This window comes from Saccharopolyspora sp. NPDC050389, from assembly GCF_040655595.1.
GTDB lineage: Bacteria > Actinomycetota > Actinomycetes > Mycobacteriales > Pseudonocardiaceae > Saccharopolyspora.
In genome coordinates, this window is the sequence record NZ_JBFAKG010000007.1 from 132,389 (window position 1) to 145,406 (window position 13,018).

16 protein-coding genes are annotated in these 13,018 nt (G+C 67.9%); 5 read left to right on the forward strand and 11 right to left on the reverse strand.

The window, feature by feature from the left end:
- Positions 1-126: 126 nt before the first annotated feature.
- From AB0I53_RS06840 to AB0I53_RS06860, 5 genes are all read right to left on the reverse strand, one after another.
- Positions 127-1,275 carry a class I SAM-dependent methyltransferase gene (locus AB0I53_RS06840; protein WP_358597621.1) on the reverse strand — a complete coding sequence of 383 codons (1,149 nt, stop codon included), beginning with the start codon at positions 1,273-1,275 and terminating at the stop codon, positions 127-129.
- Positions 1,276-1,493: 218 nt separating this feature from the next.
- The gene (locus tag AB0I53_RS06845) at positions 1,494-2,672 is read right to left on the reverse strand and encodes an MFS transporter (protein WP_358597624.1); all 1,179 of its coding nucleotides are present in this window, start codon (positions 2,670-2,672) and stop codon (positions 1,494-1,496) included.
- Between the two features lie 74 nt (positions 2,673-2,746).
- A complete protein-coding gene (locus AB0I53_RS06850; protein ID WP_358597627.1) occupies positions 2,747-3,343 on the reverse strand; it encodes a TetR/AcrR family transcriptional regulator in 597 nt (198 codons plus the stop codon).
- A gap of 174 nt (positions 3,344-3,517) precedes the next feature.
- On the reverse strand, positions 3,518-3,745 hold the full coding sequence (locus AB0I53_RS06855) for a hypothetical protein (protein WP_358597630.1): 228 nt from the start codon (positions 3,743-3,745) through the stop codon (positions 3,518-3,520).
- Complete coding sequence (locus AB0I53_RS06860) at positions 3,721-4,158, reverse strand: hypothetical protein (RefSeq protein ID WP_358597633.1); 438 nt, start codon at positions 4,156-4,158, stop codon at positions 3,721-3,723. The genes AB0I53_RS06855 and AB0I53_RS06860 overlap by 25 nt, the downstream gene beginning before the upstream one ends.
- A 148-nt stretch (positions 4,159-4,306) precedes the next feature.
- Between AB0I53_RS06860 and AB0I53_RS06865 the strand changes: the two genes are divergently transcribed.
- The 3 genes from AB0I53_RS06865 (at position 4,307) to AB0I53_RS06875 (ending at position 5,649) form a co-directional block, all read left to right on the forward strand.
- Positions 4,307-4,645, forward strand: a complete 339-nt coding sequence (locus AB0I53_RS06865; RefSeq protein ID WP_358597636.1) for a metalloregulator ArsR/SmtB family transcription factor — start codon at positions 4,307-4,309, stop codon at positions 4,643-4,645.
- Positions 4,642-5,124, forward strand: coding sequence for an SRPBCC family protein (locus tag AB0I53_RS06870; RefSeq protein WP_358597639.1), 483 nt, complete (start codon positions 4,642-4,644; stop codon positions 5,122-5,124). Before AB0I53_RS06865 ends, AB0I53_RS06870 begins: the two co-directional genes overlap by 4 nt.
- Before the next feature lie 96 nt (positions 5,125-5,220).
- Positions 5,221-5,649 carry a hypothetical protein gene (locus AB0I53_RS06875; protein WP_358597642.1) on the forward strand — a complete coding sequence of 143 codons (429 nt, stop codon included), beginning with the start codon at positions 5,221-5,223 and terminating at the stop codon, positions 5,647-5,649.
- Between the two features lie 12 nt (positions 5,650-5,661).
- Here the strand turns inward: AB0I53_RS06875 and AB0I53_RS06880 are convergent, their stop codons facing one another.
- The 3 genes from AB0I53_RS06880 to AB0I53_RS06890 all read right to left on the reverse strand — a co-directional run bounded on the left by AB0I53_RS06880 (position 5,662) and on the right by AB0I53_RS06890 (position 6,815).
- Positions 5,662-5,787, reverse strand: coding sequence for a hypothetical protein (locus AB0I53_RS06880; RefSeq protein WP_358597645.1), 126 nt, complete (start codon positions 5,785-5,787; stop codon positions 5,662-5,664).
- An 89-nt stretch (positions 5,788-5,876) separates the two neighbouring features.
- Entirely contained in the window at positions 5,877-6,182 is a 306-nt protein-coding gene (locus AB0I53_RS06885) for a tetrahydrofolate dehydrogenase/cyclohydrolase catalytic domain-containing protein (RefSeq protein WP_358597648.1), read from the reverse strand.
- A 144-nt stretch (positions 6,183-6,326) separates the two neighbouring features.
- Positions 6,327-6,815, reverse strand: a complete 489-nt coding sequence (locus AB0I53_RS06890; RefSeq protein ID WP_358597651.1) for a hypothetical protein — start codon at positions 6,813-6,815, stop codon at positions 6,327-6,329.
- Between the two features lie 97 nt (positions 6,816-6,912).
- Between AB0I53_RS06890 and AB0I53_RS06895 the strand changes: the two genes are divergently transcribed.
- Positions 6,913-7,503: a TetR/AcrR family transcriptional regulator gene (locus tag AB0I53_RS06895; RefSeq protein WP_358597654.1), complete on the forward strand. Its 591-nt coding sequence runs from the start codon at positions 6,913-6,915 to the stop codon at positions 7,501-7,503.
- Between the two features lie 175 nt (positions 7,504-7,678).
- Here AB0I53_RS06895 and AB0I53_RS06900 read toward each other — a convergent pair whose 3' ends face one another.
- The 3 genes from AB0I53_RS06900 to AB0I53_RS06910 all read right to left on the reverse strand — a co-directional run bounded on the left by AB0I53_RS06900 (position 7,679) and on the right by AB0I53_RS06910 (position 12,022).
- A complete protein-coding gene (locus tag AB0I53_RS06900) occupies positions 7,679-10,495 on the reverse strand; it encodes a vitamin B12-dependent ribonucleotide reductase (protein ID WP_358597657.1) in 2,817 nt (938 codons plus the stop codon).
- A 178-nt stretch (positions 10,496-10,673) separates the two neighbouring features.
- Positions 10,674-11,168 carry a transcriptional regulator NrdR gene (gene nrdR, locus AB0I53_RS06905; RefSeq protein WP_358305719.1) on the reverse strand — a complete coding sequence of 165 codons (495 nt, stop codon included), beginning with the start codon at positions 11,166-11,168 and terminating at the stop codon, positions 10,674-10,676.
- Between the two features lie 389 nt (positions 11,169-11,557).
- The gene (locus AB0I53_RS06910) at positions 11,558-12,022 is read right to left on the reverse strand and encodes a LysM peptidoglycan-binding domain-containing protein (RefSeq protein ID WP_358597660.1); all 465 of its coding nucleotides are present in this window, start codon (positions 12,020-12,022) and stop codon (positions 11,558-11,560) included.
- A gap of 283 nt (positions 12,023-12,305) precedes the next feature.
- On the opposite strand from AB0I53_RS06910, the gene lexA reads away from it, so the two are divergent.
- On the forward strand, positions 12,306-12,959 hold the full coding sequence (lexA, locus tag AB0I53_RS06915; RefSeq protein ID WP_358597786.1) for a transcriptional repressor LexA: 654 nt from the start codon (positions 12,306-12,308) through the stop codon (positions 12,957-12,959).
- Positions 12,960-13,018 lie beyond the last annotated feature (59 nt).

Below are 13,018 nucleotides of genomic sequence, written 5' to 3' on the forward strand. Positions count from 1 at the left end.
CGCCCGGCGTGGGTGCCGCGGCACCCACGCCGGAACCTCGTTCCTCCCGCCATCGCACGAACAACCAGCTCAGAGCCGCGCCGAGCCTCCTGACATGCTCGCACCGCCTCAGCCGACTGCCGCGAGCTACGTCCGGATGGTGTCGTTCCCAACCGGCGCGAGCCGCCACAACGTTGTGACTTCGGCGGCTCGGGCGGCATGCAACGGGTCGGTTGGATCCCCGGCCTTCGGATGGCTCGGCCGGGCTTCCGATCTCGCGACGACGCGGAGCCCCGCCTCGCTGATGGCGGCGAGCAATTCGGCGCGGGTGCGCAGTCCGAGGCGTTCGGCGAGATCCGACAGGATCAGCCAGGCCTCACCGCCCGGTTGCAGATGCGCCGGCAACCCGGCCAGGAATTCCCGGAGCATCCGACTTCCCGGGTCGTAAACGGCGTGGTCGAGCAGCGAATGGGGTTTCGCGGGCAACCACGGCGGGTTGCACACGACCAGTTCCGCACGCCCTGGCGGGAACAGATCGGTCTGCACCGGCTCGATCCGTCCGGTGAGGCTCAGCCGCCCCGCGTTGTCCTCGGCGCACCGGATCGCCCGCGCCGAGCTGTCCGTGGCCACGACGCGTTCGACGCCGCGGCGGGCGAGCACTGCGGCCAGCACGCCGGTCCCGGTGCCGATGTCGAAGGCGAGTTTCGCCGGGGGCATCGGGCTCTCGGCGACCAGGTCCACGTACTCGCTTCGGGTGGGTGCGAAAACGCCGTAGTGCGGGTGGATTCGCGCGCCGAGTGCCGGGATCGGAATGCCCTTCCGGCGCCATTCGTTCGCCCCGATCACGCCGAGCAACTCCCGCAGCGGGACCACGTACTGCGTGTCCGCCGGTCCGTAGGCCTCCTGGCACGCCGACCGGACATCCGGCGCACGCCGCAGGTGCAACGCGTGGCCGGGATCGAGTCGCACCAGAACCAGTGCCAGCGCGCGTGCTCGGCGCGCCTGCTGCTGTCGATGCAGCCGGAACGACTCGGCAGCGGACGAGCCGCTTCGCCGATTCCGCTGGAGGCGGCGCGACACGGCGCTGAGCAATTGGCGCGCGTTGTGGAAGTCGCCGTGCCACAGCAGACCTGTTCCGCGCGACAGCAACCGGTACGCCTCGTTCGCGGACATCCGGTCGTCCGCGTCGGCGATCCGCTCCGGTGGCCGGGAACCATTCGCCGAAAGCCAGCGAAGAACACCGCTTTCGGACACGACGTGCTGCGGGCGCGCAGCACCGCTTCGGGAAGAATTCATGAACCGCTCCTGCTGATGCGGCCGAGCGCAGGTCAGGGACCTGCGAAAGGTGAGAAGTGGACGGTTTGCGCCCCGGCACCCGGCGAAAAACAGCGGAGTCGCCGAATATCCCGGCCAGCAGCGAAAAGCGGGCGCGGGCACGTCAATCGGCCGGTGGGGCAGCAGCCCGGAACTAACCGACCACAGCAGCATGAACGGGTGTCATCACGCCGCGAAGTCTAGCGCGCGAGACTCGGCTCCACGGTCGGGTGAACTGCCGGCCTCCGGCGACGGGTGAGGTCGGGCAGGAGCGTGACGATGCCGATCGCCGCCAGGGCCGCGCCCAGCCAGAGCGGGGCTCGCAGGCCGAACCCGTCGATGGCCAGCCCGCCGATCCAGGACCCGATGATCACGCCGAGCGTGATGAAGGACGAGTGCACCGTGTTGACCAGCGGCCGGGCGTTGCCGGTGCGCTGCACTCGGGTGATCATCGCCGGGTTCATGGTGACGCCGACCAGGCCGATGCCGAGCATGAAGACGACCGCGGGCACGCTGACGTGGGCCAGCAGCGCGAATCCGATGAGGAAGCCCGCGTTCAGGATCAGCCCGCAGAGCAGGACCGGGATCGTGTACCGGTCGGCGAGGCGCCCGACGATCGTGTTGCCGACCACCGTGGCGGCGCCGTAGGCGACGAGCAGCAGCGGGACGGTGCCGGTGCTGAAACCGGTGACCTGGGTGAGGATCGGGTTGAAGTAGCTGAAGGCGGCGAAGGTCGCGCCGATGATGAGCGTGCTCGTGGTCAGCACCAGCCACAGCTTGGGCTTGCGGAACGCGACGAGTTCCTGCCGGAAGTTGCCTTCGCCGTCGGCTCGCCCCAGCCGCGGCACGCCGAACGCGGTGCACAGCGCGGCGATGACGGCGAGCATGGCGATGGCCCAGAACGCCGTCCGCCAGCCGAACCGCTCACCGACCAATGTGGACAGCGGCATGCCCAGCAAGGTGCCCAGCATCAGGCCGTTCATCACGACCGCGATGGCTCGGCCGCGCACCTCCGGGCGGGTCAGCTGCACGCAGAGCGAGATCGCGATCCCGAAGAACGCCTGCGATGCCACGCCGGTCACGATGCGGGCCACCAGCATGAGGGTGTAGCCGGTGGCGGTGGCCGCCAGCAGGTTGCCGGCGAGGAAGATCGCGAACAGGGCCAGCAGCGCCGGCTTCGGGCGCACCTTCAGCAGCGCGACGGTCAGGAACGGCCCGCCGAAGGCCATCGCCGCCGCGAAGGCCGTGATGAGGTAGCCGATCTGCGGGATGGTGGCCGAAAGCCCCTCGGCCATCTGCGGCATCAGCCCGGCGACCACGAATTCGCTGGTCACCATGGCGAAGATGCCGAGGGCGAGTATGTAGACGGCGCGTGGCATGGCGTTCTCCATGTTTTAGATTGATCAGTTCAAAATTTGGGCACAAAAAGACCCACAGTGGACGAACCGGGATTTCAGCGAACCAAGGCGTCCATGGCGGTTTCGGCGATGGATTCCAGGACAGCCCGGCCGGCGCCGGCCTGCCCGGCGATCCGCATGCCGCCGATCACCGCGTTGACGAAGCGGGCCAGCGAATCGGCATCGCGGGCGGACGCGATGCCGCCATCCCGCTGCCCCGCCTCGATCACTGCCCGCAGGCCGGCCAGCCGCACCTCACTGTCGCGATCCAGCACCTTCGCGGCCTCCGGATCACGCCCGGCGAGCTCCACGGTGGAATTGACCGTCAGGCAACCAAAACTGCGCCCGTCGCGGCGGTTTTCCAGCTCGGTGTCGACAATCGTGGCGAGCAGCGCGCGGATGCGATCCACCTCGGATCGCCCCGGATCTTCCAGGATCGCGAGCTGAACGGCCGAGGTCGTGTTGATGTAGCGGGTAAGCGCGCGCATGAACAGGTCGTGCTTGCTGCTGAAGGTGTTGTAGATGCTGCTGCGTCCGAGGCCGGTCGCCTCGCACAGGTCCTGCGTGGAGGTGGCCTCGTAACCGTTTGCCCAGAAGGTGCGCATCGCCGCTTCCAGCGCCCGCTCCTCGTCGAACAGCCTCGGTCGTGCCATGCGATGACTCTAGCAATTTTTGGAACGCACTGTCCAATATCGGCCAAGAGAGACCCTCGAGCTCGCACAACGGCACCTCCAGCGCGGCTGCGACATCGGCCTCACACAGCTCGCGGAGCAATGCGCGAGTCGCCGCCCGAAGCGCGCGAGCGAGTTCGTCCGCACCGAGATCGGTTACGAGCGCTTCACGAAGCGATCCGAGGAACTCAGCAGGCAGACCATCCGCGTCCTTTGCGTGCGCAGCGGGAAGGCCGAGCCGGATGCGGCCAGCACCAAGACCTGATCACGAACGCCGCCGATCCAGTGCTCCGCCCGCCAAGCCGCGCCGCGCTCGATGGACGTCCGGGCGTGCAGGACGTGGTGCCAGGCCAAGCCGATCAAATGCCCCGCATCCGCGGGCACCGCCCTCGCTGCGCATCTTCGCCGAGTACGACGCGGAATTCGCCGTCGCCGAGCGGCCGAAAATCAGCTGCAGGCGCGAACCCGAGATCTATCTCCAGCAGGTCCGACAACAGGAAGGCGCGATAGATCGCCGACCCCGCCTGGAGATCGAAGGGACGCACGGCGCCAAGCTCGCGGTAGACGAACGCGCTCCAGTCGCCGAGCACGTCCGCGACGGCATTGCCGTCCGCCACACCGAAGAAGAGATCGACGTCCGACCAGCGATCCTCGGCATCTCGCGCGGACGAACCGGTGATCGCGGCACGGTTATCCGCCCGTCCTCGCGAGCTCGCCGGAGCAGCAGCTCCCGCCCACGCCGGCGACTCTCCGCCGTGAACATCTCGCCTCAATCCGCCAACAAAAACCAATAACAATACCGATATTGATATTAGGCACGCCCGCGAGGCCACAACGACGCCCTGCCACGCGACACCCGCGAACAGGGCCGAGCTGCCACTTGACGGCGGCCGACTCGGCTGCAATAGTCAACAAGTCAGTTGATAAAGCGATGGTTTGAATATGATGACTGAGCACGACAAACAACTGGACCGCGCATTCGTCGCGCTTGGTGATCCGGTGCGCCGGGCGTTGATCGCACGCCTGTCGCAGGGCGAGGCAACGGTGAACGAACTCGCCGAGCCGTTCTCGATCACCAAGCAGGCCGTTTCGCGGCACATCCAGGTTCTCGAGGCGGCAGGCCTGATCACCCGCAGCCGAGACGGGCAACGCCGCCCGTGCCACCTCAACCCGTCGGCGTTGGAAGACCTGACGGCCTGGATCGACACCTACCGACTGGCGGCAGAGCGGCAGTACCGCCGACTCGACGCCGTGCTAGATGAGCTGAAGGAGCAGGAGAAATGAGCGAGAACCCGACCACCATCACGGCCCAGCCCGGCACCCCGTTCATCGAGATCGTGCGCGACTTCGACGCACCGCCCGCGCTGGTGTTCCGCGCATCGACCGAACCCGAGCTAGTCGTCCGCTGGCTGGGCCCGCGCGAAGTCGAGATGCGCATCGACGAGTACGACGTGCGTCCGGGCGGCAGCTACCGCTACGTGCACAGCGACAGCGACGGCACCGAGTACGGGTTCCGCGGCGTCTTCCACGGCGTTTCGAAGGACGAGCAGATCATCCAGACCTTCGAGTTCGAAGGCGCACCCGGCCAGGTCTGCCTGGAAACCACGACGTTCGAGGATCTCGACGGGCGCACCCGAATCCGGACCAACTCGGTGTTCCCGTCGGTGGAAGCGCGGGACGCCGCGCTGGCCAGCGGCATGGAGCACGGCATCAACGATTCGATGGACCGCCTCAGCGAAGTCCTCGCCGAAATCGGCGCCTGAGCGGAGGCTCGTCGTCGGTGGCGCTGATCCGGTCGGCAAACCGGTTCGTTTCCGGTAAACGTGGAGATCGTCGCCCGCTGCCGATCTGGAGAACCCGTGTCGCCTGAACGCCTCTTCGAAATCCAGATCGGCTGCTACGCGACCGAAGAAGACCTCACGCGACTCACCGAGGGATGGACCCGATTGCTGGACGGCCGTGCAGTGCCGTACCAACTCACCGTCGCCAGGCAGGAGAAGACGGCGTCCATGCCGCCCACCGAGTTCTACTCGGACCTCCCCCAGCAATGGCGGTTCGCGAACCCCGAAGCCGACCCCGGATCCCGTCGCATTCACGAGATCCGGGTCGGCCTGATCGCCTCACGCCCGCAGATGGACACGATCCGGGACGAACTCACCCGCGTCATCTGCCCGGACCCCGACCACAATTCGCCCTGCGCGGTGCCGTGGGCATCCGGCTACACCGACGGCGAGGAGGACCCGGAAGCGGCCGAGGACCTGAACCGGCGGTACGGGCACCTTCGCTGAAACGCGGGTGCGTCAGAAAGTCCCCACCTGCCGGAAGGCGGCGTCGTGCTCCATCAGCAGCGCGATCGTCATCGGACCCACTCCTCCCGGAAGGGATGTGATCAGCCCCGCCCGGGTGCGGGCCTCATCGAACGCCACACCGGATGACGAGCCGACCCGTCGACGTCCTTGCCGACCGGGATGGCGTCGAACGCCGCGCGCTCGTCGATGTGCCCGGGAACCGGGTGCTAGAGCAGAATCCCATGCACAGCGGGATCATCGGCCAGCGCGCCGATCGCATTGACCAGCGTTTCCGTCGCGGTAGACGCCGGAAGCGGAACGTGACGCGACTCGATGCCGAGCTGCGCGCACCGATTCCGCTTCATCCGCACACAAGTGGCGGATGTCGGGTCGTCGCCGACCAGAATGGTCGCCAGGCAAGGCTTTTCGCCCGTCTGCTTCTCGAACCGCGCTGCGCCCTCGCCCGCACGGGCCATGATCTCCCGAGCCGGCCCGGCGCCGGACATCAAAGGAACACCAAGGGTTTCGGCCACGTTCGCTCCTCGGGCGTCGAACCTCCGATGACACCCAGGCGCGCGGCTGCGAGCCGACGACCAGCCGACCCGGACCGTTCCCCGGTGTTGCTCCACCCGAACGCCAGTCACGGCACGCGCCCAGCTTAGCCCGCGCCGCCAGGCCTATGGATGACAGCGCGCGGCGCGAGAGAGCAGGTAGCGAAGAGTGAGGCGGTGGACGGGAATTAGTGCTGGCCAGAGGATTCGAGCGGCCCGGCGCTGGTGCTCGACGAAGGTCGCCAGCACGACCGAGGACGATTGCGCGCGCAGCACCAGGTTGGCCCGCAGTCCGACCTTCCAGAACACTTCCAGGCGAATCCAGTCCGAGCGGTTCTCTCCGATCTGCCAGCCCAGCACGTGCGCGGTGGACTTCGCCGGGCCGAGTTGCGCACCGAACATCGACCAGCCGATGCGGAGGAAGGCACGCACGGGCGCTGGGGCTGATTCGAACACGTCCCGGATCCAGCGTTCGGCGTCCTGCGGAGCCTCGTCACCGGTGTCGACGACGAACGCGTCCTGGTAGTCAGGGTTTCGCAGCGAAGCGCGCGATCGGACGTCGTCCGGGGCGGCGATCGCCTTCGCCCTGCGGCTCGCTATCTCGGTACCGGTCACGGCGACGATCCCCGCTCCTTCGCCTTACTAGACACGCGTCTATTAACGAGGAGAGCGTACGACCCGTACGAGACACGCGTCAACTAGTGTTTCCGGCATGGGAGCACGACGGCGACTGCCACCGGACCAGCGTCGCGGCGAGCTGCTCGAAATCGGCGCGCAACTGTTCGCGACGCGGCCATACGACGACGTGCTGATGGAGGAGGTAGCGGAGTTGGCCGGGATTTCCCGGGCCAACCTGTACCGCTACTTCGCGAGCAAGCGTGACCTGTTCGCCGCGATCTACCAGAGCGCGGCCGACGAACTACTGGAGGTGGCGGAGGTCGATCCCGCCTGGCCGATGGCCGAACAGGTGTCGGCGGGGCTGGACGCGCACATCGACTACTTCGTCGCGAACCGGCAGACCGTGCTGGCCGCGAACCGGACGTTGTCGGGCGACCCGGTGATCCAGGCGATCATCGCCGACGAGATGGGGCAACTCCGGCAGCGCATACTCAACTCGTCCGAACTCGACGGCCTGAGCCGCGAGGTCGCATCGGCCGCGCTGAACGCGTGGCTGGTGTTCGTCCGCGCGATCTGCGTGGAATGGCTGGCGAACGAGGCGTTCTCCCGCGTCGAACTGCGAGAGATGTGCCTCGGCGCACTGCAGGGCGCGTTGAGCTCGGCCGCCGCGGCAGGCCGAGGCTGATCAAGAAGGTGCGCTTCTCCCCCGCAGTCGAGACTCGAGACAGTCTCGACTGACCTGTCTTGCGCCAAGCCGATAAACAAGTTCGGAGGGTGGCCCGACCTGATGTCGGGTCACCCTCCGAACTCTTCAAAACGGCACCACTACCGAGAAATCAGTGCCGCATCTCCGCTCGCTGTCAGCTGCAGCCGGAGGTCGAACCGCAGCCCTCGCAGAGGTAGCAGGAGCCCGACGGCCGCATCTTGGTGCCGCAGGTCATGCACAGCGGCGCATCCGCGGCCTTGCCGAGGCGCAGCTCCAGCAGTTCCGTCGAGCTGCCCGCCCGCTGCTCCTCGTCGGCCTTCTTCGAGTAGTCCACAGTGGAACGCATCGTGTCCAGCTCGACGTCCGCGTCCTGCCCGGCCGGCACCACATCGGTGCCGTTGACCTGCGCCTCTCGCTCGTCAACGGTGAAGACGCCCAGCTGGGCCCGCTTCTCGTAGGGCAGGTAGTCCAGCGCGAGCCGGCGGAACAGGTAGTCCAGCACACTGCTGGCCATCCGGATGTCCGGGTCATCGGTCATCCCGGCCGGCTCGAAGCGCAGGTTCTGGAACTTCGAGACGTAGAACTCCAGCGGGATGCCGTACTGCAGACCCACCGAGATCGACATCGAGAAGGCGTCCATGACACCGGCCAGCGTCGACCCCTGCTTGCCGAGCTTGACGAAGATCTCGCCCAGCCCGTCGTCCGGGTACGAACCGGCGTGCAAGTAGCCCTCGGCGCCGCCGACGGTGAACGACACCGTCTGGCTCGGGCGCTTCTTCGGCAGGCGCTTGCGGACCGGGCGGTACTCGATCTGCTTCTCGACCGCCTTCTCCGACTCGCCCTTGTCACCCTTGCCCGCCGACAGCGGCTGGCCGACCTTGCAGTTGTCGCGGTAGATCGCCAGCGCCTTCAGGCCCAGCTTCCAGCCCTCGAAGTAGAGCTGCTCGACCTCTTCGACGGTCGCCGACTCCGGCATGTTCACCGTCTTGGAGATTGCACCCGAGATGAACGGCTGCACCGCGGCCATCATCCGCACGTGGCCCATCGGCGCGATCGAGCGCTCGCCCATCGCGCAGTCGAAGACCTCGTAGTGCTCCTGCCGCAGGCCGGGCGCGTCGACCACGTGGCCGTGCTCGGCGATGTACTCGACGATGGCCTCGATCTGCTCGTCCTGGTAGCCCAGCGCCTGCAGCGCGCGCGGCACCGTCTGGTTGACGATCTGCATCGAGCCGCCGCCGACCAGCTTCTTGAACTTGACCAGTGCCAGGTCCGGCTCGATGCCGGTGGTGTCGCAGTCCATCATCAGGCCGATGGTCCCGGTCGGGGCCAGCACGGAGGCCTGCGCGTTGCGCCAGCCGTTGCGGGCACCGATCTCCAGGCCCTCCTGCCACACCTTCGTCGCCAGCTTGTGCACGGCGGCGTCGTTGCGGTGGTAGGTGCGGACCAGGTCGTTGGCCGCCGCGTGCTTGCGCATCACGCGCTGGTGGGCGTCGGTGTTGCGGGCGTAACCCTCGTACGGGCCGACCACGCCGGCCAGCTCCGCCGACCGCTTGTAGGCGGTGCCGGTCATCAGCGAGGTGATCGCCGCCGCCAGCGCGCGGCCGCCGTCGGAGTCGTAGGCGTGGCCGGTCGCCATCAGCAGCGCGCCCAGGTTGGCGTAGCCGATGCCCAGCTGCCGGAACTTGCGGGTGGTGTCGCCGATCGCCTCGGTCGGGAAGTCCGCGAACGAGATCGAGATGTCCATCGCGGTGATGACGAACTCGACGGCCTTCTCGAACAGATCGGCGTCGAAGGTCAGGTCATCGCGCAGGAACTTCAGCAGGTTCAGCGAGGCCAGGTTGCAGCTGGAGTTGTCCAGGTGCATGTACTCCGAGCACGGGTTGGACGCGGTGATCCGGCCCGTCTCCGGCGAGGTGTGCCAGTCGTTGATCGTGTCGTCGTACTGGATGCCCGGGTCCGCGCAGTCCCAGGCGGCCTTCGCCATCTTGTGGAACAGGTCGCGGGCCTGCACCGTGTCCAGCACCTCGCCGGTCATCCGGGCCCGCAGGCCGAACCGGCCGTCGCTCTCGACCGAACGCATGAACTCGTCGGAGACGCGCACCGAGTTGTTGGCGTTCTGGTACTGCACCGAGTTGGAGTCCGCGCCGCCGAGGTCCATGTCGAAACCGGCGTCGCGCAGCGCGCGGATCTTGTGCTCCTCGCGCGACTTGGTCTCGATGAACTCCTCGATGTCCGGGTGGTCGACATCCAGCACCACCATCTTCGCCGCGCGGCGGGTCGCACCGCCGGACTTGATGGTGCCCGCGGACGCGTCCGCGCCGCGCATGAACGACACCGGGCCGGACGCGGTGCCGCCGGAGGACAGCAGCTCCCGCGAGGAGCGGATGCGGGACAGGTTCAGGCCGGCGCCGGAACCGCCCTTGAAGATCAGGCCCTCTTCCTTGTACCAGTCGAGGATCGACTCCATCGTGTCGTCGACCGACAGGATGAAGCAGGCCGACACCTGCTGCCGGGAGTTGGTGCCGACGTTGAACCACACCGGCGAGTTGAAGCTGAACACCTGGTGCATGAGCATCCAGGTGAGCTCGTGCTCGAAGATCTCGGCGTCGGCGTCGGTCGCGAAGTAGCCGTGCTCCACGCCCGCCGCGACGTAGGTCAGCACGACGCGGTCGATGAGCTGCCGGAGGCTGCTCTCCCGCTCGTCGCTGCCCACCGCGCCGCGGAAGTACTTGCTGGTGACGATGTTGACGGCGTTCAGCGACCAGAAGTCGGGGAACTCGACCCCGCGCTGTTCGAAGTTGACCGACCCGTCCCGCCAGTTGGTCATCACCACATCGCGGCGCTCCCACTTGACCTCGTCGTAGGGGTGCACCCCCTCAGTGGTGTAGACGCGCTGCACCCGGATGCCCTCGCGGGCACCTGTTGCCGACTCCCCCGATGCGCCGGCCGGGCTACCGACGGTCTCTGTCATGACCTGACCCTCTTCCTTCTTCATCGCTCGCCTGTCACTCGCTCGTCGTGCTTCGTCGGCCCCGTCCGGGCTCCCCGTCCGGTTCGGTCGTGACTCGATCCTCAGCGGCGCCCCACCCTGGGCCGCCGACTGACGTTTTGCGTTTCCGCCCCCGCGACGGGGCGTGCGCCGACGCGGCTTACTCACGGCCGCTCTCCGCGTTCTGCTCCGCGCCGGCCTGCGCGGCACGCCGCGCCGCGCGGAGGTCGGCGATCTCCTTCTCGAAATCCTCCACCGAGGAATACGCCCGGTACACGCTCGCGAAGCGCAGGTAGGCGACCTCGTCCAGCTCCCGTAGCGGCCCGAGGATCGCCAGCCCCACCTCGTGGCTGGGCAACTCGGACACTCCGAGAGACCGGACCGTGTCCTCCACCTGGTGCGCGAGCTGCTGCAGCGCGTCCTCTTCGACCGGGCGCCCCTGGCAGGCGCGCCGCACGCCGCGGACCACCTTCTCGCGGCTGAAGGGTTCGGTGACGCCGGAACGCTTGACCACCGAAAGCACCAGCTCCTCGATGGTCGTAAACCGCCGACCGCACGTCGAGCACGATCGCCTGCGCCGGATCGCCTGGCCTTCCTCGACCTCGCGCGAATCGACGACCCGGGAGTCCTCGCCGCGACAGAACGGGCACCGCACCGGCCCTCACCCCCTTCCCCAGTTTGGCCGCGACCACCCCTCGGCGACCATCGACCAACTCACCGTCCGTGGGCGCTCGAACACCCTACAAGCCCAACCCGTGGACTAAATACACGGACGTAACTACTAGATGTTGTGGTCGACTCTAATCCGCGGCGTACCGCGACGCAAACTCGACACGCCCTCGCGGCGCGGCCGGCCGACGCCGATCGACACCGGCCGCGGAAACCCGCTGGCCGCCACCGAAACCACCGATCCCGAGCCGCCGGACACCGAGCCGCCGGACACCGGGCCGCCGCCGCTCGACGCGACACCGACGCCCGTCCAACAGCGGCCGGCAGTCGGTCAATCACCGGCCGGCACCGCCCCCAGCGCCGACCGGGCGCCGATCAATCGCCGAGCGGGACCAGCAGCAGGCGACCACTTTCCACGGCGACCTCGTCCAGCCCGTTGAGCTCGACGATCTTCGCGACCACGGCGCGCGGGTCGCTGTCCGGCGCCACCCGGCCCGCGATCCCCCACAACGTGTCCCCGGCGTGCACTTCGACGACCGCGTTGCCGCCCGCCACCGGCGCGTCGCCGAGCCCGAAGAGCCCCACCAGCATGACAATGAGGAAAGTGAAGATCGCCACCGAGGTCAGCCAGATCCACTCGCCGCTCCGGCGAGCCCGGTCGCACGCTGCGACCGACTCCTCGGTACGCGCACCCGGCGCGTGGAAGACGACGCGACCGGGCGCCCGCCGGATGCCGCGGCGCGGCCGCGGCACCGCGACCGACTCGCCCAGCCGCCGCCGGTCGGCGACCTCCCGGTCGACAGGACGCGCCCGCCTCGCCGCATCGATGAACGTGGTCATGACGCCTCCCGCACCTGAAACCATGATCGAATAAATGTTCGATCGAACCTGCGTGCGATTGTGTACCACGAGCACGCCACAAGGCGAGACTTGAGGCCCAAAGTTAACTCGAACAGGTGTTTGATCTCTGGGTTTCTCGCGTCTACTGTGGAAATCGGGCGGACCGAACTCCCCCCGCGATCAGCACCGCAGTTCACACGGACAGGAGGCAGCGGTGGCGAGGAATGCGACCGGCTCGATCAAGGGCCACGTACAGGACGTCAAGGACGACTCCCGGGCCGACGTGCACACCCTGCCCGAACAGCCCAGTGGGACCGACGAGCTCAGCGACCGCCAGCTGAAGGTGCTGGAGGCCATTCGGAAGTGGATGCGCGAGCACGGGTATCCGCCAAGCGTCCGCGAGATCGGCGACGCCGTCGGGCTCACCTCGACGTCGTCGGTGGCGTACCAGCTCCGAGTGCTGGAGCGAAAGGGTTACCTGCGCCGAGATCCGCACCGACCACGCACCGTCGGCGTGCTCGTCGGCGGCGAGCCCGACTCCCCGGAGCTGGCCGGGCAGGTCAAGGCCGCGTACGTGCCGGTGGTGGGCCGGATCGCGGCCGGCGGCCCGATCCTGGCCGAGGAATCCATCGAGGACGTCTTCCCGCTGCCGAAGGAGATCGTCGGCGACGGCACGCTCTTCCTGCTCAAGGTCGTCGGCGACTCGATGGTGGACCTCGCCATCACCGACGGCGACTGGGTGACCGTGCGCCAGCAGCCCGACGCGGAGAACGGCGACGTCGTGGCCGCGATGATCGACGGCGAAGCGACCGTGAAGACGTTCAAGCGAACCGACGACCACGTGTGGCTGCTGCCGCACAACCCGGCGTACGAGCCGATCCTCGGCGATGACGCGGCGATCCTGGGCAAGGTCGTCGCGGTGCTGCGACGACTCTGAGCTTCAGGCGGCCGGTTCCGGCCGGAGGCTTTCCGACGGGATTCCCGACTCGTGCCGAG

Excerpts from the sequence above, each read along its gene's own strand:
- AB0I53_RS06840 (WP_358597621.1), bottom strand. The coding sequence starts at position 1,275 with ATGAATTCTTCCCGAAGCGGTGCTGCGCGCCCGCAGCACGTCGTGTCC.
- AB0I53_RS06845 (WP_358597624.1), bottom strand. The coding sequence starts at position 2,672 with ATGCCACGCGCCGTCTACATACTCGCCCTCGGCATCTTCGCCATGGTG.
- AB0I53_RS06850 (WP_358597627.1), bottom strand. The coding sequence starts at position 3,343 with ATGGCACGACCGAGGCTGTTCGACGAGGAGCGGGCGCTGGAAGCGGCG.
- AB0I53_RS06865 (WP_358597636.1), top strand. The coding sequence starts at position 4,307 with ATGACTGAGCACGACAAACAACTGGACCGCGCATTCGTCGCGCTTGGT.
- AB0I53_RS06870 (WP_358597639.1), top strand. The coding sequence starts at position 4,642 with ATGAGCGAGAACCCGACCACCATCACGGCCCAGCCCGGCACCCCGTTC.
- AB0I53_RS06895 (WP_358597654.1), top strand. The coding sequence starts at position 6,913 with ATGGGAGCACGACGGCGACTGCCACCGGACCAGCGTCGCGGCGAGCTG.
- AB0I53_RS06900 (WP_358597657.1), bottom strand. The coding sequence starts at position 10,495 with ATGACAGAGACCGTCGGTAGCCCGGCCGGCGCATCGGGGGAGTCGGCA.
- AB0I53_RS06910 (WP_358597660.1), bottom strand. The coding sequence starts at position 12,022 with ATGACCACGTTCATCGATGCGGCGAGGCGGGCGCGTCCTGTCGACCGG.